The sequence below is a fragment of the bacterium genome, assembly GCA_016703265.1.
GTDB lineage: Bacteria > Krumholzibacteriota > Krumholzibacteriia > LZORAL124-64-63 > LZORAL124-64-63 > CAINDZ01.
Genome location: JADJCK010000007.1, coordinates 344309 through 370443, shown reverse-complemented (window position 1 = coordinate 370443; position 26135 = coordinate 344309). Strand labels below are relative to the sequence as shown.

The 26135-nt window shown below is 70.3% G+C and carries 20 protein-coding genes and 1 pseudogene; 6 read left to right on the top strand and 15 right to left on the bottom strand.

The window, feature by feature from the left end; translation table 11 throughout:
• Positions 1-557: 557 nt before the first annotated feature.
• Together IPG61_15395 and IPG61_15390 are read right to left on the bottom strand one after the other, a co-directional pair.
• On the bottom strand, positions 558-2303 hold the full coding sequence (locus IPG61_15395) for a methylcrotonoyl-CoA carboxylase (protein ID MBK6735434.1): 1746 nt from the start codon (positions 2301-2303) through the stop codon (positions 558-560).
• 17 nt (positions 2304-2320) lie between these two features.
• The gene (locus tag IPG61_15390; protein ID MBK6735433.1) at positions 2321-2989 is read right to left on the bottom strand and encodes an OmpA family protein; all 669 of its coding nucleotides are present in this window, start codon (positions 2987-2989) and stop codon (positions 2321-2323) included.
• A gap of 90 nt (positions 2990-3079) precedes the next feature.
• Here IPG61_15390 and IPG61_15385 point away from each other — a divergent pair, with 90 nt between their 5' ends.
• Positions 3080-4483 carry an amidohydrolase family protein gene (locus IPG61_15385; GenBank protein ID MBK6735432.1) on the top strand — a complete coding sequence of 468 codons (1404 nt, stop codon included), beginning with the start codon at positions 3080-3082 and terminating at the stop codon, positions 4481-4483.
• Between the two features lie 2 nt (positions 4484-4485).
• Entirely contained in the window at positions 4486-4986 is a 501-nt protein-coding gene (locus tag IPG61_15380) for a GAF domain-containing protein (protein ID MBK6735431.1), read from the top strand.
• 38 nt (positions 4987-5024) lie between these two features.
• Here IPG61_15380 and IPG61_15375 read toward each other — a convergent pair whose 3' ends face one another.
• The 8 genes from IPG61_15375 to IPG61_15340 form a co-directional block, all read right to left on the bottom strand.
• Entirely contained in the window at positions 5025-5561 is a 537-nt protein-coding gene (locus tag IPG61_15375; GenBank protein MBK6735430.1) for a hypothetical protein, read from the bottom strand.
• Positions 5562-5622: 61 nt separating this feature from the next.
• Positions 5623-7338, bottom strand: coding sequence for an aminotransferase class V-fold PLP-dependent enzyme (locus IPG61_15370; GenBank protein MBK6735429.1), 1716 nt, complete (start codon positions 7336-7338; stop codon positions 5623-5625).
• A gap of 23 nt (positions 7339-7361) precedes the next feature.
• Positions 7362-7727, bottom strand: a complete 366-nt coding sequence (locus IPG61_15365) for a cupin (GenBank protein ID MBK6735428.1) — start codon at positions 7725-7727, stop codon at positions 7362-7364.
• Positions 7728-7734: 7 nt separating this feature from the next.
• A complete protein-coding gene (locus tag IPG61_15360; GenBank protein MBK6735427.1) occupies positions 7735-9270 on the bottom strand; it encodes a hypothetical protein in 1536 nt (511 codons plus the stop codon).
• A gap of 4 nt (positions 9271-9274) precedes the next feature.
• The gene (locus IPG61_15355) at positions 9275-9844 is read right to left on the bottom strand and encodes a penicillin-binding protein activator LpoB (GenBank protein ID MBK6735426.1); all 570 of its coding nucleotides are present in this window, start codon (positions 9842-9844) and stop codon (positions 9275-9277) included.
• 20 nt (positions 9845-9864) lie between these two features.
• A complete protein-coding gene (locus tag IPG61_15350) occupies positions 9865-12231 on the bottom strand; it encodes a molybdopterin-dependent oxidoreductase (protein MBK6735425.1) in 2367 nt (788 codons plus the stop codon).
• A complete protein-coding gene (locus IPG61_15345) occupies positions 12228-12728 on the bottom strand; it encodes a (2Fe-2S)-binding protein (GenBank protein ID MBK6735424.1) in 501 nt (166 codons plus the stop codon). Before IPG61_15345 ends, IPG61_15350 begins: the two co-directional genes overlap by 4 nt.
• Entirely contained in the window at positions 12725-13609 is an 885-nt protein-coding gene (locus tag IPG61_15340; GenBank protein ID MBK6735423.1) for an FAD binding domain-containing protein, read from the bottom strand. Before IPG61_15340 ends, IPG61_15345 begins: the two co-directional genes overlap by 4 nt.
• A gap of 93 nt (positions 13610-13702) precedes the next feature.
• Between IPG61_15340 and IPG61_15335 the strand changes: the two genes are divergently transcribed.
• Entirely contained in the window at positions 13703-15019 is a 1317-nt protein-coding gene (locus IPG61_15335; GenBank protein ID MBK6735422.1) for an 8-oxoguanine deaminase, read from the top strand.
• Here the strand turns inward: IPG61_15335 and IPG61_15330 are convergent.
• Complete coding sequence (locus tag IPG61_15330) at positions 15001-15939, bottom strand: DMT family transporter (GenBank protein ID MBK6735421.1); 939 nt, start codon at positions 15937-15939, stop codon at positions 15001-15003. The two genes, IPG61_15335 and IPG61_15330, sit on opposite strands and share 19 nt — an antisense overlap.
• A gap of 238 nt (positions 15940-16177) precedes the next feature.
• Between IPG61_15330 and IPG61_15325 the strand changes: the two genes are divergently transcribed.
• Both IPG61_15325 and IPG61_15320 read left to right on the top strand, forming a co-directional pair.
• Complete coding sequence (locus IPG61_15325; GenBank protein ID MBK6735420.1) at positions 16178-17485, top strand: amidohydrolase family protein; 1308 nt, start codon at positions 16178-16180, stop codon at positions 17483-17485.
• Positions 17486-17517: 32 nt separating this feature from the next.
• The gene (locus tag IPG61_15320; GenBank protein ID MBK6735419.1) at positions 17518-18747 is read left to right on the top strand and encodes an amidohydrolase family protein; all 1230 of its coding nucleotides are present in this window, start codon (positions 17518-17520) and stop codon (positions 18745-18747) included.
• Positions 18748-18788: 41 nt separating this feature from the next.
• On the opposite strand, the gene IPG61_15315 is transcribed toward IPG61_15320, so the two are convergent.
• The 3 genes and pseudogenes from IPG61_15315 to IPG61_15305 all read right to left on the bottom strand — a co-directional run bounded on the left by IPG61_15315 (position 18789) and on the right by IPG61_15305 (position 20344).
• The gene (locus IPG61_15315; protein ID MBK6735418.1) at positions 18789-19196 is read right to left on the bottom strand and encodes a DUF814 domain-containing protein; all 408 of its coding nucleotides are present in this window, start codon (positions 19194-19196) and stop codon (positions 18789-18791) included.
• A gap of 2 nt (positions 19197-19198) precedes the next feature.
• Positions 19199-20008: an arsenite methyltransferase gene (gene arsM, locus IPG61_15310; GenBank protein MBK6735417.1), complete on the bottom strand. Its 810-nt coding sequence runs from the start codon at positions 20006-20008 to the stop codon at positions 19199-19201.
• Between the two features lies 1 nt (position 20009).
• Positions 20010-20344 (bottom strand): annotated as a pseudogene (locus IPG61_15305) (winged helix-turn-helix transcriptional regulator).
• Between the two features lie 172 nt (positions 20345-20516).
• Between IPG61_15305 and IPG61_15300 the strand changes: the two are divergent.
• Entirely contained in the window at positions 20517-24587 is a 4071-nt protein-coding gene (locus IPG61_15300; GenBank protein MBK6735416.1) for a S8 family serine peptidase, read from the top strand.
• A gap of 9 nt (positions 24588-24596) precedes the next feature.
• Here the strand turns inward: IPG61_15300 and IPG61_15295 are convergent, their stop codons facing one another.
• Positions 24597-26135: a response regulator gene (locus IPG61_15295; protein MBK6735415.1), complete on the bottom strand. Its 1539-nt coding sequence runs from the start codon at positions 26133-26135 to the stop codon at positions 24597-24599.

The following is a 26135-nucleotide window of genomic DNA, read 5'->3' as shown; positions in this document are numbered from 1 at the left end:
GCTTGGCCGCGCCGAGGGCCGCCGGCCCCGCGCGCAGCAGGTCGTCGACCACGGCCTCGACGGCCCGGTCCAGTTCGCCGGGCGGCGCCAGCCGGTCGGCCAGGCCCAGCCGGTGCGCCTCGGCGGCGTCGACGGTGCGGGCGGTCAGGAAGAGGTCGCGCGCCCGCGCCTCGCCCAGGCGCGACACCACGAGCGGGCTGATCACGCCGGGCACCAGGCCCAGGCGCACCTCGGTGAAGCAGAACTTCGCCGCCGGCCCCGCCACGACCAGGTCGCAGGCGGCAGCCAGCCCGGCGCCGCCGCCGAAGGCACCACCCTGCACGCGCGCCACGACCGGGGCCGGGCAGTCGCGCACCGCGCGGAACATTTCCCCCAGCCGTGTGGCCGCCGCCAGGTTGGCCTCCAGCTCGGCACGCCCGGCCTCGGCCATCTCGCCCAGGTGGGCGCCGGCGCAGAAGACGCTGCCCGTCGAACGCAGGACCACGGCCTGAGGCCGGTGGCGGCCGCCGGGCCCGATGTCGGGCGCGGATTCCGCGGTTTCCGACGGTGGCAACGACTCACGCGCGGCCAACCCCGTGAACAGCGCGTGCAGCGTGGCCACCACGCCGGCCGACAGGGCGTGGCGCGTGTCCGGCTCGTCGAGCGTGACGACCAGGACCGGGCCGGCGTTGTGCTGCCAGACGGGCATCGGGACTCCTCATGCGGAAGATGCCGTAGCGCACGGGCGTGATCGGCGCATTGAGCGACATGGCCAGGCCGAGGCCCAGCACATCGCGCGTGGAAACGGGATCGATGACGCCGTCGTCCCACAGGCGTGCACTGCTGTAATAGGCGTGCCCCTCCTGCTCGTACTTGGCGAGGATGGGCCCGGTGATGGCCTGTTCACCGGCGGCATCGAGGGCCTGCCCGGACCGGGCCAGCTGTTCCTTCTTCACCGTGAGCAAAACGCCGGCCGCCTGCTCGCCGCCCATCACCGAGATCTTCGCCTGCGGCCACATGAACAGCAGGCGCGGCTGGAACGCCCGCCCGCACATGCCGTAGTTGCCGGCGCCGTAGCTGCCGCCGACCACGACCGTGAACTTCGGCACCGTGCTGTTGCTGACGGCGTTGACCATCTTGGCGCCGTCCTTGGCGATGCCGCCGTGCTCGTATTGCCGCCCGATCATGAAACCGCTGATGTTCTGCAGGAAGACCAGCGGGATGTTGCGCGCATTGCACAGCTCGATGAAATGCGTGGCCTTGAGGGCCTCGGCGCTGAAGAGGATCCCGTTGTTGGCGATGATGCCCACCGTGTAGCCGTGCAGGTGGGCGAAGCCGCAGACAAGGGTGGTCCCGTAGCGCGGCTTGAATTCGTGCATGCGGCTGCCGTCGACCAGTCGCGCAATGACCTCGCGGATGTCGAACGGGATGCGCGGGTCGTGGCTGACGGCGCCGTACAGTTCGTCGGGATCGTAGTGTGGGTCTTCGGGCGTGGCACAGGGTGTGCGCGCCAGTTGCACCGGGCCCAGGTTCTCGATCGCGTCGCGCAGGATCTGCAGCGCGTGCGCGTCGTCGTTGGCCAGATGGTCGGCCACGCCGCTGATGCGCGTGTGGACATCGCCCCCGCCCAGTTCCTCGGCCGTGACTTCCTCGCCGGTCGCCGCCTTGACCAGCGGCGGGCCGCCCAGGAAGATCGTGCCCTGCTCCTTGACGATGACGACCTCGTCGCTCATCGCCGGCACATAGGCGCCGCCGGCGGTGCACGACCCGAGCACCGCGCTGAGCTGCGGGATGCCGAGGGCGCTCATCTGGGCCTGGTTGTAGAAGATGCGCCCGAAGTGCTCGCGGTCGGGGAACACCTCGGCCTGCAGCGGCAGGAAGGCGCCGCCCGAATCCACGAGGTAGACGCAGGGCAGGCGGTTCTCGCGGGCGATCTCCTGCGCTCGCAGGTGCTTCTTCACCGTGACCGGGTAGTAGGTGCCGCCCTTCACGGTGGCGTCGTTCGCCACGATCATGACCTGGCGGCCGTGCACGCGCCCCACGCCCGTGACCAGCCCCGCTGCCGGCGCTTCGCCCTCGTAGAGGCCGTGCGCCGCCAGCGGCGACAGCTCCAGGAACGGCGTACCCGGGTCCAGCAGCGCCTCGATGCGGTCGCGCACGAGCATCTTCTTCTGCTCGAGGTGCCGCTGGCGCGCACGCGCGCCGCCGCCCTCGCTCACCTGCGCATGCAGGGCGGCGAGGTCGGCGGCGCGCTGGCGATTGACACGGTCGTTTTCGCGGAATGCCGCATCGCTGCGGCTGAGTCTGCTCGCGATGCGCTTCATCCGTCTCCGGGTCCGGCTTAGTTGCCGGCCTTCTGCTCGGCGACCTTCTTGAGTTTGTCGTTGGCCATGATCGCCAGTTCGACGCGGCGGTTTGCCTGACGGCCCGACTCGGACTCGTTGTCCGCGATCGGCTGCGATTCGCCGTAGCCCATGGTGGTGAAACGCGTGGGAGACACCGACAGGCCCTCGAGGTAGTTCGCGACCGAACCCGAGCGATTGCGCGACAGCGTGAGGTTGGACTCGTCGCTGCCGGTGGCGTCGGTGTGGCCCTCGATCAGGATCTCGGTGTCGGGATACTTGTTGAGGATCGTCGCGAGATTCGTCAGGTTCGTGCGCGCCGCCGACTGCAACTCACTCTTGCCGACGGCGAACAGGATGCCGGAGTCGAAGGTGATCTTGATGCCTTCGCCCACACGCTCGACCGTGGCGCCGTCCAGGTCGCGCTCGATCTCCTCGGCCTGGTTGTCCATGTAGTTGCCGATGTAGGCGCCGGCAGCGCCGCCGACCGCAGCGCCGAGGATGGCGCCGAGGGCCGTGTTGCCGGCCTGCTTGCCGATGATGCCGCCGAGAACCGCGCCGGATCCGGCACCGATGACGGCACCCTTTTCCTTGCGGCTCATGCTGGCGCAACCGGCCAATCCGGCCAGCAGCGTGGCGATGACGATGAGTGCCAGGATTCTCTTCATGGCGGATTTCCTTTCCCTGCCAGGATCCGGCCACGGGCGAGCCGGTGAATTTTGTGGTCGTTCAGTCATCAAGAGAGTATTCATGAACGCATGAGAATTCAAGGCGGCAAAATACTTACCGCCGGCGGGCCGGTGCCTGCCGACGTGGTCGTGGAAGACGGGCTCATCATTATGATCGAGCCGCCGCGGGGCGGCGAACCGGCTGCCGGCGACACCGATGCCGCCGGACGCTGGGTCCTGCCGGGCGGCGTTGACGCCCATACGCATTTCGGCATGCCGCTGGGCGGCGGCCTGTCCAGCCTCGGCTGGCGCGAGAGCTCTGCTGCGGCCCTGCTCGGTGGAACGACGACCATCATCGACTTCGCCAACCCTGACCACGACGAACCGCTGGCGGCGGCCGTGGCCCGGTGGCGGGTCATGGCCGATGGGCACATCCTCTGCGACTACGGCCTGCACGTGACGGTGGTCGATGCGTCGCCGGAACGCCTGGCGGAGTTGCCGGCGCTCCTGCGGGCCGGGTTACCGACGTTCAAGGGATTCCTCGCCTACAAGGGCCGGCTCATGCTGACCCCGGTGGCTATGTCGTCGCTCATGGACGCTGTCGCCGAAGCCGGCGGCCTGCTCCTGGTCCACGCCGAGGACGGCGAGTTGAACGCGCAGGTCGAAGCCGAACTTCTCGCGGCGGGACGCACCGCCCCGCGCTGGCACCCTGATGCGCACCCGGTCGAGTCGGAGGTCCAGGCAGCCGTCCTGGCGCTGGACCTGGCGCGACAGGCGGACTGTCCGCTGCTGGTGGTGCACATGAGCGCGGCGGGCACGCTGGCGGCCCTGCGCCGCGCACAGAGCGACCGCGAAGGCGGTGGCCCGGCCGCCCTCGGCGAGGTTTGTGTCCACCATCTGTTCGCCGACGATGCGGCTTATCGTGCCGACGAGGATGCCGCTCTCGCCGCCATCTGCTCGCCACCGCTGCGCCCGGCCGGCCACGGCGCGGCCCTGCTCGCGGGCCTGGCCGACGGCGCCATCGACCTGCTCTCGACCGACCACTGCGAGTTCGCCCTGGCCACGAAGCGCAGCGCCGCTCCAGGCGGTTTCATGAAGGTGCCCAACGGCTGCGGCGGTGTCGGCGAGCGCCTGGTGCTCAGCCACACGATGGCGGTCTGCGAGGGCCGCCTCGATCCCTGGCGCTGGCAGCAGGCCTTCGCCGAGCTTCCGGCCGCACTCATGGGCCTCGGCGCGCGCAAGGGCCGGTTGGCCCCCGGTTTTGATGCGGACATCGTCCTGTTCGACCCCGAAGAGCGCTACACCTGGCAGCCTGCCGCCGGCAGCGATGTGGCGGGTTCGCTCTGGGACGGCAGGCCGGCGGTCGGCCGGGTCACCGATGTCTGGTTGCGGGGCATCCGCGTCGTGCGCGACGGCGCCCTGTGTCCCGATCAGCCCGGCGGCGTCTTCCTGCCGCGCGCCCTCGACACTGCGCTGCTTCGGAAGGACACCTGAGCATGAACGCACCCGACAAGCCCACCGCCGCGGAGGCGGCCCTGGCCGGCCGCTATCGCCGCCTGCGCGAGCAGTTGCTCGAACTCTACCGGAAGACGGATGACCCCGTGGCGCGCATGGCCACCGCGTGTGCCGTGCTGCACCACAAACAGCCCCACTTCTTCTGGACGGGGTTCTACCGGCTGCAGGACGGCAAGCTGGTCGTGGGCCCGTACCAGGGGCCGCTGGCGTGTTCCGAGCTGGCGGGGCCGCAGGGGGTCTGTTGGGCTGCCGTGACGAGCGGCGCCGCGTTGGTGGTCGCCGATGTGCACGCCTTCCCCGGCCACGTCGCCTGTGACTCCCGGTCGCAGAGCGAGATCGTGGTGCCGGTGCGCGACGCACACGGCAACATCGTCGCCGTGCTCGACGTGGACTCCGACCGTCCGGCTGCGTTCAGCGATGTGGATCGCGAAGGTCTCGAGGCGATCGTGGCGCTGATCCATGCGCCGGAGCCGCGCGACTGATTGCTCATCGCCGCCTATCGCCACCCTTCGGCCGCGCTTCAGCGACGCCGCTCCCCGCCCGACCAGCCCAGGATAATGCCCAGCACCAGCCCCCACACCGCGGCCAGCCCGATCTGGTAGTCGCGCGGCAGACTGAACGTGATGGTATGCGCGGGGATCCAGAACCACGCGAGGGTGAGCCAGGCCCTGGTCAGCCCGGACCAGTCGCGACGACCGAGGATGAGGTTGTCCTCCCAGCGGTGGAACGCCATCATCTGCGGCCCGAAGAAGACGTTGGTCAGCACCGACAGCGCCAGCGCGTGCCCGAACCCGGCCGCGCACCACGCCGGCAGGACGCCGTGCTCCAGGAGCGCCGCCGTAAAGCCTTTCATCCCCGTGAAACCGGCCTTGATCACCAGTCCCAGCACCGCCCAGGCGATGACCTTGGCCGCCAGTTGCAGCGGCGAACAGGGCAGGGCCGGCATCCGGCGACGGAGGCTGGCGGCGACAATCTCGCCGAGCGTGCCGAGCAGCGCGAACTGCAACGCTGCCGACAGCCAGGGATTCGCGGCGACCCAGGCGGCGTAGGCGGTCATGCGGCTCCTTCACCCGCCCGGCGGGCGTCCAGTGGAGGCCGGCCCGCGGCCGGCCCCGGGTTCAGTCGGTGTCGCCCGGCAACGGGAACCAGCGCAGGCTCTCGAACTCGCTCGGCAGCGGCGGAAGGGCTGCAGCGGTCACGTTCGCACCGGTTGCGCCAGCGCCGGCGGCGGCTCGTACGGCAGCCAGACGCACCGCCTCGAGCAGGTAGCCGTCGAGCGCGCCTTCGGGCGCCACCCGGTGATGCGTGTGCCACGCCATCCGGCCGGTGCGGTAGGTGACGTCGTCGAGGCTCAGCGTATCGCCGCGCCTCGCTTCGCGATGCCGCCAAATGCCCGTGTGCGCATCGAAGTCGTAGTCGGGCAGGAATCGCCAGCCGTCACGCGCGACAAAGCGGACCGCGGCGATGACGAAGTCGAACACGGCCTCACTGATGAAGTAGTTGAAATTCACGCGGACCCAGCCGGGCTTGATGCCCTCGCTGCCGCCGTTGATGGCCGCGTGGAACCGTTCGCTGTGCGCCAGGTCGATGCCGAGCAGCCGGTGACCGTAGGGACCGGCGCAGGAACAGCCGCCCCGCGCCTGGATGCCGAACAGGTCGTTCAGCAGCGCCACGACGAAATTGTGATGCAGCAGGCGGTCGCCGCGACGGATGACGAACGACACGATCGACAGCCGCTTCGCCTTCAGGTTGCCCAGGATGCGGATGTCCGGGTCGGCGGACCAGGCGGTGATGGCGCGGTCGACGAAGCACTTCTCCAGTTGCTCGATGTTCGCGGCGCCCACTGCGTCCTTGAGGTGGAAGACCAGGCCGGCGCGAATCGCCTCGATGATCGCCGGGGTGCCGCCTTCCTCGCGGTGCGCAGGGTCGGTCAGGTAGGTGTGCCCGGCCGGGCTCACGTACGAGACCGTGCCACCGCCCGGCACCGTGGGCACCGTGTTGGTCAGCAACTGCCGCTTGGCCACCAGCACGCCGGGCGTACCCGGCCCGCCGATGAACTTGTGCGGCGAGATGAAGACCGCATCCTTGTACGCCAGGGCACCTGATTCGCCCTCGACGCGCAGGTTCATCTCCATCCTGACGTAGGGTGCCGCCGCCGCGAAATCCCAGAAGGCCAGGGCGCCGTGCATGTGCAGCAGCGTCGAGATGCCGGCCGTGTCCGACACGATGCCGGTCACGTTGCTGGCGGCCGAGAAGCTGCCGATCTTCAGCGGCCGCGCCGCGTACCGCTCCAGTTCCCGCGCCAGGTGGGCCTGGTCGATGCGCCCGTCCTGGTCCTCGGCGATGGTCACCACATCGGCAATGGTCTCGCGCCATGGCAATTCGTTCGAGTGGTGTTCGTAGGGCCCGATGAACACGACCGGGCGCTGGTCGGCCGGGATGCGCGCCGACAGCCCGTGGCGCAGGTCGAGGTCACGCGGCAACCGCAGGTTCATGATCTCGACGAGCTTGTTGATGGCGCTGGTGGCGCCGGAGCCGCAGAAGATGACGATGTCGTCGTCGTTGCCGCCCACCGCATCGTGGACCAGGCGCCGCGCGTCCTCGCGGAAGCGCGTGGTCTGCAGGCCGGTGCTCGAGGTCTCGGTATGGGTATTGGCGTAGAGCGGCAGCACTTCCTCGCGCAGGAAATCCTCGATGAACGAAAGGGAGCGCCCGCTGGCCGTGTAGTCGGCGTAGGTCAGGCGCCGCGGCCCGTAGGGGCCGTCGAGCGCGCGGTCATCGCCGATGATGCCGTCGCGGATCCGCTCGATGAGCGACTTCACGTGGGGTTCCAAGCCGGGCCTTTCGCTGAGCCGCGCTAGGACGGATCGCGGCGCACGGTGTCGGGTGAGAAGGCGGGCAGGCACACGGCCACGTACTGCGCGCCGCCCGCTTCGGGCGACGAGTAGCGCACCCACTGCCCGGCCGGGCAGTGCACGGCCTGGCCGGGTCCCACGTCGAGGGAGCCCGCAGCGGTCTCCACGCGGAGCATTCCCGACAGGACCAGCGTGTACTCGTCGAACATCGGCGTCTGTCCGGGCTCGACCCAGCCCGGCGGGCTGGTCATGCGCGCGATGCTGACGTCCGCGGTCGACGAATTCACGCGACCGACGAACTCCTCGATCTTCTTGGGGAGGTTGCCGGCCGCCTCGATGATGGTGGGCGCGGGAATCAACTTGGCCATGATCGCCTCACTGCGGCAGCGCGAAGACGCGCCGCGATTCGAAGGTCCATTCGCCGGGCTTCACGACGATCCCGGCCAGTGTCTGCTCCGCCACCACGCGCCCGGTGGCGCCCAGCAGTTCCAGCTTCACGTCGTGCCGGCCCGGCGGCAGGTGCAGGCGCAGCACGTGGACCTGCCCCGGCAACGTCAGCCAGCTGCGCGTGTCGGCCTTCTCCGTGACGGCCCCGAGGATGTTGGCCAGCACGCCCAGTCCCTTGCCGCCCACCTTCTCTGCCCCGCGCGAGGCGAGGTACTTGGTCAGGCCGCGCACGATGGACCGGAAGAAGATGGTCGGCTTCTCGGCGTCGAACGACACGCGCGCCGCGCGCCCGAGATGGGCCGCCCGCGTCCCCACTGCGTGGCCCCCGATCGTGCCCGCGCTGGCGCGCACGGCGCTGCAGGGCAGGGGCGCCTCGTCGTGCAGCTCGGGTGCGGCGATCGAGAGCCAGTACTCCACGTCGCCGCTCGAGGCCCGGGCCCGGCCGTAGCCGTATCCGTCATAGAGCGACCAGCCCCAGCGGTCGCGATCGGCGTGGTCCTCGCCCTTGAAAATGGGGAAATCGAGGCGGACCTGCCCCAGTTGCGGCACCTGGCCGGTCTCCACAAGTAGCACCAGTTCGCCGTTTCCCGGCACCCAGCGCGCATCGGCGCGCAGGACCGCCAGATCCGGCGTCGTGTCGCCGGCCGCCGCGAACACCGACGGGCTGGCCTGGGCCGCCTGCTCCAGCTCGGCCCTGAAGCCCAGCCGGTCGGCAGTCCGCGCCAGGTCGCCGGCCAGGTCCGCCGGCGCCTCCAGGCCCAGCAGTCCGGCATTCTGCTCGAAGGCCACGGCCGCGTTGCGGTAGGCGATGAACGCGTCGTTGAGCTCACCGTCGGCCTCGTAGAGCATGCCACTGAACCAGAGCAGGAAGGCGTCGTTGCGCACGCGCTCGAGTTCGCCGCGATCCTGCTCGCGAACGGCGCCCAGCGAAGCGTCGACGTACTTCGCCAGCATCTGGCTCGCGCTGCGCGCTTCGACCGCCGCCTCGGACGGTTGCCCGAGCCAGGCGTAGTTGAGCGCCTTGTAGTAGGGAACGAGCGCCATCTCGAACGGGCGCGGCCGGTAGGCCACGTTGGCGTCTGAGGTCAACAGCGAGATGGCGCCCTCGGCCAGCGAGCGGTCGAACCGCTCGGCCGCCGTGCGTTCGGCCGCCGCAAAGGCCTCGTTGCTCTCCGCATAGCGATCGGCATAGTGCAGGACAAGACCGCGCTCCAGCCAGGAGAGCAGCTGGTCGGTGCCGCCGCCGTGCTCGTCGATCGTGCGCAGGGCACCGTCGAAATCGCCGGCTGCCAGCCGCGGCCGCAGGTCGGCCATCTGCGCGCTGTAGGTGGCGCAGCCGGGCAGCGCCAGCGCCCACGCCAGGCACAGCAATGCCGCGACGGCGGCGCGCGCCGCCTGTCGCCCGGGCGACCGGCCGGCGATCCCCGTGGACCGCCGGCCGTCCGGTACGATGTCGGTGGTCACCGCGTCATCCCTTGACGAGCTTCTTGATCTTCTCGAAGCCCGCCCAGAGCTTGGTGTTGTCCTGCAGGTCGATGAGGTAGCAGTCCACCTGGTAGTAGCGGACCGACTGCTTGCCCTCGCTGTCGACGATCTGGTTGATCTCGCCGATCAGCATCACGTCGGCGCCCTTCTCGAGGCCCCACTTCTTCATCGTTTCCGGCGAGGAGAATTCCTGCTGGTCGGCGCGCTCCTCGCGCACCTGCTCGCGCTCCTCGGCCGAGGCCACGACGCGCACGCGGCCGCCGTTGATGAAGTCGCGCTCGAGCTGGTCCACCAGCGTCTTCGTGGCGATGTGCTCGGCCGTCTTGTTGCGGACCGGGGCAACGATCAACGTCGGCTTCTTGCCCTTCTCGGCCAGGAAGTTCTCGATCCACGGGCCGCTGGAGATCTGGGCGGCCAGGGCAGCCGACACCTTCTGGGCGTCGGTGTCGTTCCAGTTGCCCGACAGGTCGATCTGCTCGCCCGCGTCGGTCCGGATGACTTCCTTCTGGCCGCCGCAGCCGGCCAGCGCCAGCAGCGCGCCGGCCACCAGCATGATACGCACGATATTCCGGGTCATTCGCCTGCCTCCTTGATCTGGCGCCAAACGCGTTCAGAAGTGGCTGGAATCCTGTACATCCGGACCCCCACCGCATCGCAAATGGCATTGACGATGGCCGGCGCCGGCCCGTCGATGGGCACCTCGCCGGCCGCCTTGGCCCCGAAGGGGCCGCTCGGTTCCTCGGTTGGAACCAGTATCGTGACCATCTCCGGCATGTCCAGCGCCGAAGCGATCTTGTAGTCGAGGAAGTTCGCGTTCTTCACGCGCCCGGCCCGGTCGATGATGACCTCCTCGAAGAGGCCGTAACCAATTGCCTGCGCCACGGCGCCCTCGATCTGGCCCTCGACCAGGTCGGGATGGATGGGCGTGCCGCAATCGACGGCCGAGACGAACCTGCGCAGGAACACCTCGCCGGTCTCGGGATCCACCTCCACATCGGCGAACTGCGCCGCGAACGGCGGCGGCGACTCGTTCGACATGTGGCTGGCCGTCGCCATGGGCTGCATCTTCGTGTGGTACAGCGCGAAGCTGGCCAGTTCGGCCATCGGCAGCGTCCTGGCGCCGCCGTCGCCCACCGTGCCGTTCGAGAAGGTGACATCTTCCGGGGCGCAGTCCCACTTCTTCGCGGCCACCAGCGCCAGCTGGTCGCGCACGAGCCGCGCCGCCTTGACCACCGCGCCGCCCGACACGTAGGTCGTGCTCGAGGCGTAGGCCCCGACATCGAACGGCGTCAGGTCGGTGTCGGAACTCAGCACGCGCACGTCCTCGTAGGCAATGCCCAGTTCCTGGGCGCACATCTGCGCCAGCACCGTGTCCGAACCCTGGCCGATATCGGTGGCGCCCACCATCAGGTTCACCGACCCGTCCTCGTTCAGCTTGACCGTGGCCGCGCCCCAATCGACGCCCGCGATGCCCGAGCCCTGCATGGCCAGCGCCATGCCCAGTCCGCGCCGCAGGTGCGGCGCCGTGGGCTCCAGCTTCCGGTCCCAGCCGATGGCCTCGCAACCCAGCTCGATGGCCTTCTCGAGGCCCGTGCTGCGGATGATCCGCACGAGCCCCTCCTTGCCCTCGCCGAGCTTGGCCGACAGCGGGTCGGTATCGCCCAGTCGAATGTGATTGCGGCGCCGGAGTTCCAGCCTTTCGATGCCGACGACCTTGGCCACCTCGTCGATGTGGCTCTCCAGCGCAAAGCACCCCTGCGGCGCGCCGTAGCCGCGGAAGGCGCCGCTGACCGGGTTGTTCGTGTACAGGCAGGTGACCTGGAAGTGGATGTTGGCGCACGGGTACATGGGCAGCACCTTCTGCCCGGTGTTGCCCTGCACCGTCAATGCGTGGCTCCCGTAGGCGCCCGTGTCCGCGGTCACGTGCATGCGGTTGGCGATGATGGTGCCGTCGTTCATCACGCCGGTCGTCATCACGATGCGCTGCGGGTGGCGATAGCGCGCGCAGATCAGTTCCTCGGCGCGCGTGAACTCGAGTCGCACCGGCCGCCGCGTGCGCAGCGTCATCAGGGCGACCAGGTCCTCCATCACCATTTCCTGCTTGTCGCCGAAGCCGCCGCCGACACGTGGCTTGATGATGCGGACATCCGCTTCCTTCAGCTCCAGGATGCGCGCCAGGATGCGCCGCAGGTGGAACGGCACCTGCGTGCTGGTCTTCACGACAAGGCGTCCGTCCTCATCCAGCCACGAGATGGCCACGTGCGGCTCGATGTGGCTGGCCTGCACCCGCGGCAGCCAGTAGGTGCGCTCGACCACGTGGTCGCAGGTCTTCAGCGCCTCGTCGACGTTGCCCACCTGCTTGTCGATGCGCGCCGCCACGTTGGTGCGACCGCCCTCGGCGATGCCGCGCGGGTCGGGAACCTCGTGCACCAGCACGTCCGTGCGCGCCAGCGCCTCGTCCATGTCGGTCAGCGCGGGCAGCACCTCGTACTGCACGTCGATCAGGCCCAGGGCCTGTTCGGCAGCCTCCAGCGTCTCGGCCACGACGACGGCGACACGGTCGCCGATGAAGCGCGCCTTCTCGGGCATGATCACCGTGTCCCAAGGCGACGGCTCCGGGTGGCTCTGGCCGGCACGCGTGTGCGGGATGGCCTTGACCTGGGCGTGCCAGGCCACGTCGACCACGCCGTCCAGGAGCAGGGCGCGCGAGGCATCCACCTTCACGATGCGCGCATGCGCATGCGGCGACGGCAGCACCTTCGCCCAGAGCATGCCCGTCGGGTGGATGTCGTCGGTGAACACCGGCTCGCCGCGGGCGAGCTTGAAGGCGTCGATCTTGGCGACGTTGCGGCCGACCTGCCCGCCAGACGCCGGCGCACCGACAACAAGTGCGCCGCCGGCCAGGCCGGTCCCCGTACCCTGCGATCCGTCGTGGCTCATGAGGCCTCCGTGCCGCTGGCAGGAATGGTCGACAGCGCCGCTGCGACTGCCGCCGCGGCCGCCACCGGCTTGACGTAGCCCGTGCACCGGCAGAGGTTGCCGCTGAGCGCCTCGCGGATCGCGTGGTCGTCGGGCTGCGCTCCCGTGGCGCGGCTCTCGCGCATCAGGTGGAGCAGGCTGACCAGCATTCCCGGCGTGCAGTAGCCGCACTGGATGCCGGCGTGCTCGACCAGCGCCTCCTGCAACTGCTTCAACAGCGGATCCCCCGCCAATCCCTCGAGTGTCGTCACCTGGCGGCCGTGAGCGCGCGCGGCAGCGACGACACAACTGTTCACCGGCTGACCGTCCAGCAGCACCGTGCAGGCGCCGCAGTCGCCGGTCTCGCAGCCGCGCTTGGCGGCAGTGAGGCCTTCGCCCCGCAGCACCGCGAGCAGGGTGGCGCCGGGCAGCGCTTCCCACTCGGTGTTCCGACCGTTGAGCACCAGGGCGATCTTCACGCGGCGCCTCCCTCGTTGCCCTCGCCGGGCATCTCGGCCAGCAGCCCGGCCAGCAGGCGGCGCGTCAGGACGCCCACCATCTCGCGGCGGTAATCGGCGCTGGCGCGGTGGTCATCGATCGGTTCGCATTCGCCGGCGGCGATCGCCGCCGCATTGGCCAGGTGGTCCGGGGTCAGGTGGGCCACCAGCTCGCCTTCCAGTTGCGCCTCGGCCAGCATGGCCCTCATGGGCGTGGGCGCCACCGAGCCCAGGGCGATGCGTACGGCGCCGACACGCCCCTCGTTCACCTCGAGCGCGACCGCGACCTGCACCAGTGCGATGTCCTCGGCCGAGCGCGTCAGGCGCCTGGCGGCCGCGCGTCGGCCGGCGGAGTCTCCCGGCAGGGCAATGCCCACGAGCAGGCGGCCTTCGAGGACCGTCTGTCGGGGACCGACGAAGAAGTCCTCCAGCGGCAGGCTCTCCTGGCTCTCTTCGTCGGCCACGTAACAGACGGCATCGAGCGCCAGCAGCGCCGGCGCCAGGTCGGCCGAAGGCAGGGCGTTGCAGAGGTTGCCGCCGAGCGTGGCGGTCGAGCGCACCGGCCGGTTGCCGCAATGCGACGAGGCCTGGGCCAGGAGCCCACAGGCATAGGCGGCCACGAAGGGATTGGTGGCCACGTCGTGCAGCGTGGCGGCAGCGCCGATGAACACATCCCCGCCGGGCGTGCGCGCGATGCTCGAGATGCCGGCGTGGCTGATGTCGACGACGTAGTCGCATTGCGGGGGGAACAGGAACAGGTCGGTGCCGCCGGCAATGTACACGCCCTTGCCCGGGCCACGGCCCATCATCGCCACCGCTTCGCCGACGCTGCCGGCGATCCGGTACTCCTTCAGGTCCCACATGGCGTTCTCCCTTGGCCTTGGGTCCGGCTCGACGGCCAAGTATACTGTAACGTGCGCGGCGATCAACCGCCGTGCGCCACCGCGGGGAAAGCCATGAACGGAACCGGGGAATTCCTGCTGACGAGCGCCACCACGCTGGTGACCATGAACGGGTCCCGCGAGGTGCTCACCAATGCCTGGGTGGCCGCCCGTGACGGCCTCGTCACGGAGGTCGGCACCGGGCCCGTGCCCGAGTTCCCGGACGGCCGGCCAAGCGCCGGCCGGGAGCGGTTCGACGCCACGGGCTGCGTGGTGCTGCCGGGCCTCGTGAATACGCACCACCACCTCTACCAGACGCGGACGCGGGCCTGGCGCACCGCCGTCGACAGCGAGTTGTTCCCGTGGCTGCGCACCCTCTACCCGGTGTGGGCCCGGCTCGATGACGATGACTTCCACCGCGCCGCCGTGGTCGGCTGCCAGGAACTGCTGCGCTCGGGCTGCACCCTGACCACCGACCACCACTACCTGTTCCCCCGCGCGGCCTCGGCGCACCTGCTGGACATCATCATCGACGCCGCGCTGCAGACCGGCATCCGCTTCCATCCCACGCGCGGTTCGATGAGCCGCTCGGTGAAGGACGGCGGCCTGCCTCCCGACGATGTGGTGCAGGACCCCGACACGATCCTCGCCGATTGCGAACGCGTCATCGACCGCTGGCACGACCCGCGCCCCGGCGCCGCGGTGCGCGTGGCGCTGGCGCCGTGCTCTCCGTTCTCGGTGGACCCCGACCTGATGCGGCGCACGGCCGAACTGGCGCGCCGCCATTCAGTACGCCTGCACACGCACCTGGCCGAGACGCGTGACGAGAACGACTACTGCACGCGGATCTACGGCTGCCGCCCGCTCGACTTCCTGGAGTCGGTCGGATGGGTGGGACCCGACGTGTGGCTGGCGCACGGCATCTGGTTCGAGGACGACGAGATCGCGCGGCTGGGCCGCGCCGGGACCGGCATCGCCCACTGCCCCTCGTCGAACATGCGGCTGGGTTCGGGCATCTGCCGCGTGCGCGAGCTGAGGCGTGCGGGCAGCCCGGTCGGCCTGGCGGTCGACGGTTCGGCGAGCAACGACAGCTCGAACCTCCTGGCCGAACTGAGGCAGACGCTGCTGCTGCACCGCGTGCTGGGCGGCGCTGCGGCAATGACGGTCAACGAAGTGCTGGAGATGGCGACGCTCGACGGCGCGCGCTGCCTGGGCCGCGAGGACGCCGGCGCGGTCGAGCCGGGCCGTGCCTGCGACCTGGCCGTGTTCGACCTCGAGGCGATCGGCTATGACGGCGCCGACGATCCGGTGGCGGCGCTGCTGCTCTGCCACCCGGAGCCGGCGCGCGCAACCATCGTCGGCGGGCGCGTGGTCTACGATCGCGACGCCTGAGCATCCCGGGCCGGCCGGCGACCGAGGCCCAGCGTACCGGCGTAGATCGCCCCCAGCGTCAACAGCGCGCCGACCAGTTGCAGCGGCGCCAGCCTTTCACCGAACAGCAGCCAGCCCCACACCGTGGCCAGCAGCGGCTGCAGCAGCAGCACCAGCCCGCCGGTGGCCCCGCGCACGCGCGGCAGCGCCGTGGCGATGGCCCACCAGCCGCCGGCCTGCACCGCGATGCCAAGCGCCAGCAGCGCCGACCAGGCCGTGGCCGTTGCCGGCAGGAACGGGTCGTTCTCGAACAGGCAGATGAGCCCGCTGCTCGCGGCCCCGCCCAGCGACAGCCAGGCGACGATCGTGATCGGCGACAGCGGCGGCTCCCGGCGACCCAGGTGGCGCGTGGTCAGCAGGTAGGAACCGTAGGCCAGCCCGGTGGCCAGGCCCAGCAGCACGCCGCGCAGGTAGTCGCCCGTCAGCGCGATATCGCTGCCGACGCCCGCCAGCAACGCCACGCCGAACAGCCCCACCGCCGCGGCGAAGAAGAACCGCCCGCGCGGCTTCTCGCCCACGAAAATCCAGTTGAGGATGGCCGTGTTGAAGACCTGCGTGCTCGCGAGGATGGTCGCCAGGCCCGCTCCGACCAGGTTGATCGAGCGGTGCCACAGGAAGAGGTCGGCCGTGAAGATGGTCCCGCCCAGGCAGGCCAGCAGCGCCAGCCGCGGCGGCAGCAGCAGCGGACGGCCGGTCAGCGCCGCCGCCGCGAACAACGTGACGGCCCCCGTCAGGAGCCGCCAGAACGCGATCGAAGTGGGCCCCAGTTCCTGCCGGACGGCCACCTTGACCAGGATGGCAGCCCACGAAATGCAGACCCCGCCGAAGATCAGCAGGGCCAGCGTGGGCAGCAGGTGTCGTCGCGGTGCAAAGTCGGTCAAGGTCACCTCCGGCGGCGCACCATAGCATTCGCGCCGGGTGGCGGCAACGCACCCGTCCCCGCGCAGGGACGGCCGCGGGCCGTGAAGCTCATCAAACTGGCATTGATACTCATTTTCTGATAGACTGCGCCGTCCCGTGCCCGCAATCCCCCCGCGAAGGGAGTTCGCCTTGACGCGAACCGATCCGATGACGCCCCGGCTGAGGGCGGTTGCGCTGGCAATCGCGCTGGCGCCGGCAATGGCTCTGGCGCTGGCGACGGCCGGCGCGGCCCAGGCCGCCACGACCGTCTTCCAGCATGCCCACCTGATCCCCATCGACGCCCCGGAAACGGCCGACGGCCTGCTGGCCGTCGTCGACGGCCGCATCGCGTACGCCGGCCCGGCCGCCGGCTACACGATTCCCGCGGACGCGGTCGTGGTCGACGCCACAGGCCGCTGGATCATGCCCGGCCTGGTCGACACCCACAGCCATGTCGGCGGCTTCGCCGCCGCCGACGACAGCGGGCCCATCCAGCCGGGTGTTCGCGTGCTGGACGACGTCAACGTGCTGGACGCCGGTTACCGCCGCGTCGTCGCGGGAGGGCTGACCACGCTCAACGTCATGCCGGGCTCCGGCTTCCTCAGCAGCGGCCAGACCGTCTACCTCAAGATGCGCAAGGTGGGTCGCGGCGAGGTGCTCGACGCCGAGGGACTGGCCTACACGACCGACGACGGCCGCGGCGGCCGTCGCGTGCTCGGCGGACTCAAGATGGCCAACGGCACCAACCCCCAGCGCAAGCCGCCGTTTCCGGGCACGCGCGGCAAGTCGGCGCAGCTGGTGCGTTCGACGTTCATCAAGGCGCAGGAGTACCGCGCCAAGGTGGCCGCGGCGAATGGCGATGCGGCCAAGCTGCCGGCGCGCGACCTGGATCTCGAGACGCTGGTCGAGGTGCTCGATCGAAAACGTGTTGTGCACCACCACACCCATCGTGCCGACGACATCGTCACCGTCCTGCGCCTGCAGCAGGAGTTCGGCTTCCGCCTCGTGCTCCAGCACGTGAGCGAGGGCTGGAAGGTGGCCGACCAGATCGCCGCGGCCGGGGTGCCGTGCTCGGTCATCGTCATCGACGCGCCGGGCGGCAAGCTCGAGGCGCGCGAATTGCGCTTCGAGACCGGCGCCATCCTGGCGGAAGCCGGCGTGAAGGTGGCCTTCCACACCGACGACTGGATCACCGACAGCCGCCTCTTCCTCCGCTCGGCGGCACTTGGCGTGCGCGGCGGCATGCAGCGCGCCGACGCGCTGCGCGCGCTCACGCTCGCCGGCGCCGAGATGCTCGACCTGCAGGACCGCATCGGTTCGCTGACGGCGGGCAAGGATGCCGACTTCATCGTGTTGGACGGTGACCCGTTCAGTGTCTACACGCGCGTACGGCAAACCTGGGTCGAGGGACGTCAGGTGTTCGACCTGGAGGATCCGGACGATCGCCTGCACGCGGACGGCGGCCAGGGAGCCGGCGCCAACCAGACCCCGTACCTGTGCTGCGCGGATGACGGAGGCGAGTCATGAAGATGCAGGCATTGTTGAAGACGTTGTCCGTGATGCTCGTGCTTTCGACATCGGTCGCCGCCGCGGTCGACCCGGCGGCGGCACCGCGCGACGGCGGCACCCTGGCCGTGCGCGGAGCCCTGCTCCACACCGGCAGCGGGGACCCGATCGTGGACGGCGGGGTGCTCGTCGAGGACGGCCGGATCACGCAGGTCGGCCCGTTCGCCTCGTTGTCATTGCCCGCGGGCGTGACCGTCCTGCGCGCGGCCGTGGTCACGCCCGGCTTGATCGACGCGCGCAGCACCGCGGGCCTGACCGGGATGCTCAACGTCCCGCACGACCAGGACATGCTCGACCATACGGCGTCCGTGCAGCCCGAGCTGCGGGCCCTGGACGCCTACAACCCGCAGGACGAACTGGTGGCCTACCTGCGCTCGCTCGGCGTGACCGCGCTGCACACGGGCTTCGCTCCCGGTCCGCCGCTCTCGGGCCAGACGATGATCGTCAAGACCCGGGGCACGACCGCCGACGAGGCCGCGCTGGTGCCCTCGGCCGCGGTCGCGGTCACCCTGTCGCCGCCGAAGGGCTTCGGTGGCGCGACGGAACTGTTCACCACGCGCGCCAAGACCGTGGCGGTGCTGCGGCAGGACCTGATCAAGGCCCGTGAATACCGCGACAAGCTTGCAGCGGCAGGCCGCGACAGGAAAGTGACGGCGCCCGACCGCGACCTGCACCTGGAAACCCTGGCGCGCGTGCTGGACGGCGAGTTGGCGCTCCTGGTGACGGCCCACCGCGTGCGCGACATCGCGAACGCGCTGCGCCTGAAGCAGGAGTTCGGCCTGCGCCTGTGGCTGGACGGCGCCGCCGAGGCGCACCAGTTGCTGCCCGAGCTGAAGGCCGCCGGAGTGCCGGTGCTGCTGCACCCCCCGATGGCGCGTTCGACCGGCGAACTGGAGAACGCCGCCTTCACCACGGCGGGCCTGTTGCGGCAGGCCGGTGTGCCGTTCGCCTTCACGTCGGGCTACGAATCCTATGTGCCCAAGGTGAGGGTTGTGCTCTTCGAGGCCGCGATCGCGGCCGGGCACGGCCTCGATCGCCTGGCGACGCTGGAGGCCTTGACGATCGGCGCCGCGCGCCTGCTGGGCGTGGCCGACCGCATCGGCTCGCTCGAGGTCGGCAAGGACGGCGACCTGGCGCTCTACGACGGCGACCCGTTCGAGTATACGACGCACTGCGTCGGCACCGTCATCGAGGGTCGGGTCGTCTCGGACATCGTTCGTTGAGGGGAACCGGGTAGCGCCGGCGGCCGGTCATCCTTCGATGACTAGTCTTCCGCCGGCGCTGCCGGAACCGCCGGCCGCACCACGAACGTCTTCTCCTTGCGGATCTCGACGGTGCCGGGCGGCGCGCCCTTCGGCTTGGTGACGAAGCGCGCCCGGGTGCCGCTGACCGAAACCTGGTTCGACTCGCGCTTGCGGCTGTGCCAGGCGGCGATCGCCGCAGCGGCCTTCACCGTCTCGTTGTCCGGCTCCTCGCCGGCCGGCACCTGCAGCACCACGTGGCTGCCCGGCAGGCCGCGCACGTGGAACCACCAGTCGTTGGCCTTGGCGACCTTGATCGACAGGCGGTCGTTGTCCTGGTCGGTCTTGCCGGCCAGCACGGTCCAGCCGCCGGGCAGCGTGTAGCGCCAGGCGCGGACCGGGGCCCGCTCCGGCTTTTCGGGGCGGGGCACGGTCACGCCCCGGCCGACGCGCGCTTGCGCCCGCTCACCGACAGGCTCCAGACCGCCGCGCCGCTGCCGCGGAACTCCTGCACCGTCGACGCCGGCAGCGACTGAAGCAGCAGTTCATCGGGCAGGTCGATCTGCCGCCGCCTGAGCACCGCCACGTCGGCGAAGCCGGCCCCGGCGATGGTCGCGAGATACTCGTCCTCCTGCTGCGCCCCGGCCACGCAGCCGACATAGAGCATCGCGGCGCCGCGGATCGCGTCGGGCAACTCGCCCGTCAGCACGATGTCCGAGACCGAGAAGCGGCCGCCGGGCTTCAGCACGCGGTACATCTCGGCGAACGCGCGCGACTTGTCGGGCACCAGGTTGAGCACGCAGTTGCTGATCACCACGTCGACGGTGGCCGACTCGAGCGGCAGCCGCTCGATCTCGCCGAGGTGGAACGTGACGTTCGTTGCACCCAGCCGCTCGGCGTTGGCGCGCGCCTTCGCCACCATCTCCGGGACCATGTCCACGCCGATCACGTGTCCCTGCGGCCCGACCAGCGCGCGGGCGACGAACACGTCGTTGCCCGCGCCGCTGCCCAGGTCCAGGACGGTCTCTCCGGAACGGATGAAGGCGCCCTCGGTGGGCAGGCCGCAGCCCAGCCCCAGGTCCGCCTCGGGCACATAGCCGTCGAGCTTCTCGTAGCTGTCGGCGAAGCTGCCGCCGGCCAGCGGGTCGCAGGTGCCGCCGGCGCCGCAGCAGCCTCCCCCGCCGGGCCCGCGTGCGATCTCGCCGTACTTGTCCTTCACGACCTGCTTGATGTCGCTGTTCATGTCAGTCCTCCTTCGGCGATCCGCAACACCCCAGGCCCGCGAACAGGCGGGCGAAGCCCTGGCGGACCGCCTCCAGGGTTTCCGGGTCCACACAGTAGCAGGTGCGCGGCCCCTCGATCTCGCCGCGGACCAGCCCTGCCTCCTTCAGTTCCTTGAGGTGCTGGGAGACGGTCGACTGCGCCAGGGCAGCGCCTCGACGAGGTCGCCGCAGACACAGCCGTGGCGCGCCGCCAGGATCGCCAGGATCTGCAGGCGCCCGGGGTGGGCCAGCGCGCGCGCCGCGCCCGCCAGGTCCACCAGTTCCGCCGGAAAAGCCGTGAATTTCGCCTGCGCCATGCCGCCTCCTCGTCCTTCATCGTAGATCGTAAATATACGATCAAATCGACCCTCCGCAAGGGCCGCTCGACAATCTGTTGGACAAATTTTCTATCAATATGGTAAAATATGAGCTGATGTCGGGGGACGACCAGCCTGCCGGCGCCCTGGGCGCGGGCCGGGAGCGTGGACCATGCGGACCTTGAGAACCGTCAACGGCCTGATCGGGCTGGCGCTGGCTGTGGTGTGCCTGGGCGGCGCCGCTCCCCGCAACTCCCTGCAGGTCTTGCCCTTGCCGGCAGCCTCACGGCTCCCTGCCAAGGCCGGGGGTGCGCCGGCAGTCGCCGGGCGCCTGCCCGCGCCGGCCCTCATGCAGGCTGTCCCGCACCGTGAACGGGCCACCGGCCGTCACGACGAGGATCCCGGCCGGCAGCGCGTGTTCGCCGAGACCGACCTGACCGATCGCACGAAGTCGTCCGCGCATCCGGATACCACAGGCACGACGTTCACGCCTGAGATGCGCGCCATGCTCACCCGGCTGACCGCGCCCCATTTCCTGCGGCCCGCAGGCGCCGCGCCGGTTTCGCCCGCCGGCGCGCGCCGCCCCGCGACCGCCGACAAGGACGCGCCGTGGTCGGCCAACACGCTGCTGGCCAACCCGACGAGCATGAACGACGACCATGTCACGCTCGCCTGCAGTCCCGATGGTTCGGTCCTCTACGCCGCGTTCTCCGCCATGGACCTCGGCAGCACCGACCGCGACATCCATGTGGCGCGTTCGTTGAACGCAGGCCTGACCTGGCAGGTGTGGGAACTGCCCTCGTTCACGACGGACGAATACCAGCCCGAGCTCGCCGTCGACGGCGGCGGCTACCTGCACGTGGTCTGGGTCCGCGACGACGGCGTCATCCTGCGTTCGCGCAGCAGCAACCCGGGCGACCCTTCGGCCTGGGCCTGGGTCAAGGGCCTGACCGTGGGCGAGCCATGTGCCGTGCCGTCGATCGCCGTCACCGGCGCCGGCGACTTCGCCAAGGTCTTCATCGCCGCGAACTGGCTGACGGTCAACTACGACTACTACCAGTACGAGTGGACGCTGATCTTCATGTACTCGAGCAACGGCGGCAACACCGTCACCTACGACTACTTCCTGCCCGACGGCTACCCCGACTACTGGCCCGACGTGGCGATGGAAGCCGGCACCGTGCACTTCGTGAACGCCGAGCAGGACGGCGAGACCGGCGAGATGGAAATCCTCATTGCCACCGACGCCTACACCGGCAGCTTCGCCAGCCCGGCCAACTTCACGGGTTGGACGGCCAGCAACGGCGGCTACCCGCGCGTGGCCTGCCAGGGAACCGACGTCTACGCGGTCTACCAGCTCGACTACACAGACGGCATCTCGAGCGACGGCGACATCATCTATACCTACAGTTCGGACAACGGTTCGTCGTTCTACGGCCCCTACGGCCTGGTGGCCGACGAATACGACAGCGTCGGGCCCTGCCTCTTCCTGCGCGGCGGCGTGGTCGGCTGCGCCTGGCTCGATGCGCCGGCCGGCGGCGACGAGTTCCAGCTGGCGACGCGCCTGGCTTCCGCGGGCGGCGCGGCAGACTTCTTCGGCGACGTCGAGATCATCACCGACGCGCCGCGCGTCGAGCCCGTGTTCCACGCCGCCGACGCGGTGTTCACGGGGTTGCGCGCCCACGCGGCCTGGAGCGACCGTCGCGACTTCCCCACGCAGGGTCGCAACATCTACACCAGCCGCCGCGACCTGAAGCCCAACCTGGCGGCGTTCACGCCCTCCGGCTGGGACAGTTCGCTGGTCGTGAACATGATTGCCGGGCAGCGCGTCGACGGCTTCACTGCGGCGGGCGACACCAACCGCGTGAGCTTCGCGTTCCTCAACGACGGGCTGCGCGACATCACCGGCAACTTCCACATCGACCTCGAGGTCGATGGCGACCCCGTGGCTTCGTGGCAGCTGTCGGGCGGGTTGCCCGCCGGCACCTATGTGCCGCTCGAGGACTTCGCGCTGCTGGGCCCGAGTGGCACACACGCGATCGCGGTGCGCCTGGATCCCGATGGCCTCGTGGCCGAGGACAACGAATCCGACAATGCCTTCAGTCGCTCCTACGACTTCATCCACGGCGATCCCGTGCTGCGGTTCAGGCCGACGGGACTGGTCTCGATCATCAATCCGTACCTCAAGCGCGCCGACGCCCTGGAACTGGCGAAGTCGCCGCCGTTGCGCCGCGAGGCCTGGCTCGATCCCGTCGATGATCGCCTGCGGGAAGCGGCCGCCAAGGCTGCGGGCGACGCGTTGGTGCCGGTGATGATCGTCCCCGCCGAGCGCGTGGATCCCACGGGGCTCGGCGAGGCCCTGAAGGATGCCGCCCGATCCACCCGGCGCGAGGCTATTGCCCTCGCCGCGCGCAACCAGACCGACCGGAATCTCGCCGCCCTGCAGCCGACGCTTACGGCCCTGGCCAAGTCCGGCCAGGCCGGCACGCCGCGCGCCCTGTGGCTTTCGGGCACGATTGCCGTCGAGCTGGCGCCGGGCGCCGTGGCCGCACTGTCCGGCGACCCGCGCATCGCACGACTCTGGCTGGACGACATGCCCAGCCGCACGTTCGGCGAACCCGCCGCGGCCGCGACCGACGGCACCACGACCACCGGCGAGGACGCCGCCGACAAGGCGCTGGCCTGGCATCTGGCCGCCATCGGCGCCGACCAGGCCTGGGCGGGCGGCAACACCGGCGCCGGCGTCCTGGTCGGCCACCTCGACAGCGGCATCGCCTATGACCACCCCGACATCACCGCCCACCTGTGGGACGGCGGCGCGGCGTTCCCCCACCACGGCTGGGACGCCGTCGACAACGACAACGACCCCTACGACGGCGACGCGAGCTGGCACCACGGTTCGCATACGGCCGGCCTCATTGCGGGCGACGGCGCCTCGGGCACGAAGACGGGCGCGGCGCCCGGCGCGCGGCTGATGGCATTGCGCGTGGTGCCGGGCTACCTCGCCGACCTGGTCGAGGGCATGCAGTTCGGCCTGGACCACGGCGTGCAGATGTTCTCGATGAGCGCCGGCTGGTCGCAGGCGACGGTCGACGTGCGCGGAGCCAACCGTTACAACGCCGAGATGCTGCTGGCGATCGATGTGCCGTGGGTCGCGGCGGCCGGCAACGGCAGCGCTACCGGTCACTACGCGCTGCCCACCGACATCGCCAGTCCCGGCGATTGCCCGAGCCCGTGGTACGCGCCCAACGGCGGCCGTACCGCGATGATCACCGTGGGCGGCCTGACCAGCGCGGGCGCCGTCGAGTCCACATCCAGCTACGGGCCCACCGCCTGGAACCTGGCCAATCCCGTCGGCACGACCGACTACCACGACTATCCGTACCCGCCCGGCCTGATGAAGCCGGACCTGGCGGCCCCGGGCAACAACGTCACCAGCCTGGCCGGGGCTTCGGGCTACGTGTCGTACACCGGCACCAGCATGGCCTGTCCGCAGGTGGCAGGCGCGGTGGCGATCCTGCTGGGCGCCTCGCCCGGGCTGACGCCGGCACAGGTGGCCGAAGCGCTGGAGACCACGGCAACCGACATCACCGCAGCCCCCGCGACTGCCGGCCGTGACCGGTTCAGCGGCGCCGGGAAGCTCAACATACCTGCAGCCCTGGCCGGCGTGCAGACAGGCACCTCGCTCGAGTTCACGATCCAGAATGCGGGCAACCTGCCGCTTGTCTTCTCGGGCATGTGGGAAGGCGCGAACTGGGTCGACTCGGACCAGCCGCCCGCGTTCCTGGATCCCGGCGCGACGGCGCGCCTGACCGCGCGCCTCGACCCGGCCGGACTGCTCGAAGGCGTGCACAACACCACGATCTCGTTCGCCAGCAACGCGCCGGGTTCGCCGCACCAACTGGGCGTGCAGCTGATCTACGGCGACTACGCGACCGGTGTCGACCCCGAGGTGCCCTCGCCGGGCGCCATCGACCTGGCGGGCTACCCGAACCCGTTCAACCCGCGTACGACGTTGCGCTTCGCGCTGCCGGCCGCGACGAAGGTCAAGCTGGAGATCCACGACCTGGCCGGCCGCCTCGTGCGTCGGCTGGTGGACGAGACGCTGCCGGCGGGCGACCACGCCGTGATGTGGGACGGGCTGGATGGAAACGGGCGGGCTGTGGCGAGCGGGCAGTACGTTGCCCGGCTGCGCGAGGCCGACCGCGCCGCAGTGACCCGCAAGCTGACGCTGGTACGCTGAGCGCGGCGATCAGGCGCGACGCGCCAGCGCAGCCTGCACCCGTTGCGTCAGCTCCTGCGAGGAAAACGGTTTCTGCAGCAGGTCGGCATCGACCGGCACGCCGGCGTTGCCGGCCAGGAAATCGGCCGGATAGCCGGAGGTCAGCAGCACGGGAAGCTCGGGGCGCTGTTCGCGCACCCGTCGCACCAGTTCCACGCCGTCCATGCCCGGCATCACGATGTCCGTCAGGAGCAGGTCGAACGTGACCCCAGGCTCCTCGAGCAGGCGGAGCGCCTCGTCGGCGCCCGAGGCCACCTGGACGGCGTAGCCCGCGCGCTCGAGCATCACGCGCACGAGCCGGCTCGTGGCGGCCTCGTCCTCGACCAGGAGGATCGAGGCGCCGGGCAGCCGCACGGCGGTCTCCCCGGCCGTTGATGCGGCTTCCTGAGGCGGGGCGGTGAGAGGCAGGCAGATCCGGAATCTCGATCCCGTCATCGGCGAGCTCTCCACCGCGAGGGAGCCGCCCGCCTGCCTGACGATGCCGTAGATTGTGGCGAGCCCGAGCCCGGTGCCCCGGCCAACGGCCTTGGTCGTGAAGAACGGTTCGAAGATGTGCGGCAGGTCGGCCGCAGCGATGCCCTCGCCGTCATCCTCGGCGACGATGACCGCGTACCCGCCCGCCGGCAGCGCATCCTGCAGCGTCTGCGTCCCGGCCTCGATCCGCGTGGTCGACAACGCCAGCCGGAACCGGCCCCCCGGCCGCACCGCGTCGCGGGCGTTGGCCGCCAGGTTCAGGATCACCTGCGAGAACTGCCCCGGGTCCGCCCGGACCCACAGCGGACCCAGGTCGACGTCGATCTCGGTACTGATGCCGTCGCCGACCAGGCGCCGCACCATCACCGAGAGATCGACCAGTGCCGCCGCCAGGTCGATGGTCTGCGGCCGGAGCACCTGCTTGCGGCTGAAGGTCAACAGCTGGCCGACCAGGTCGGCGGCACGGTGCCCGGCCTTGAGGATCTCGGCGGCGCTCGACTGCTGGTCGGGCATGTCGCCGAGGTCGGCCATCAACAGTTCCGAGTGCCCGATGATCGCGACCAGCAGGTTGTTGAAGTCGTGCGCGATGCCGCTCGAGAGGCGGCCGAGGGCCTCCATCTTGTGGGCCTGCGAGAGCTCAGCCTCGAGACGGCGTCGTTCGGTCAGGTCGCGCCAGACGACGTGCAGCATGGGGCGTTCGGCGCCCGGCACTGCGGTCAACAGGACCTCGACGGGGAAGACCTCGCCATCGGCGCGCTGGTGGTCCCATTCGAAACGGTGGCTCCCGCGTTCGAAGGCCATGGCCATCATCTCGTTGGCTTTCTCGAAGGAAGGACGGCCGTCGGGCTGCAGTTCCGGGGAAAGCTCCGAGGGGTGGGTTTGCAGCAGGTCGTCGCGGGAACGGTAGCGGAGCATGTCGACGGTGGCCTGGTTGCAGTCGACGAAGGTGTCGCCCTCGATGATGAGGAAGGCATCGCCGGTCCGCTCGAAGTACTGGCGGTAGAGGTCGGCAGCCGGACTGCAGCTGTGGGACAA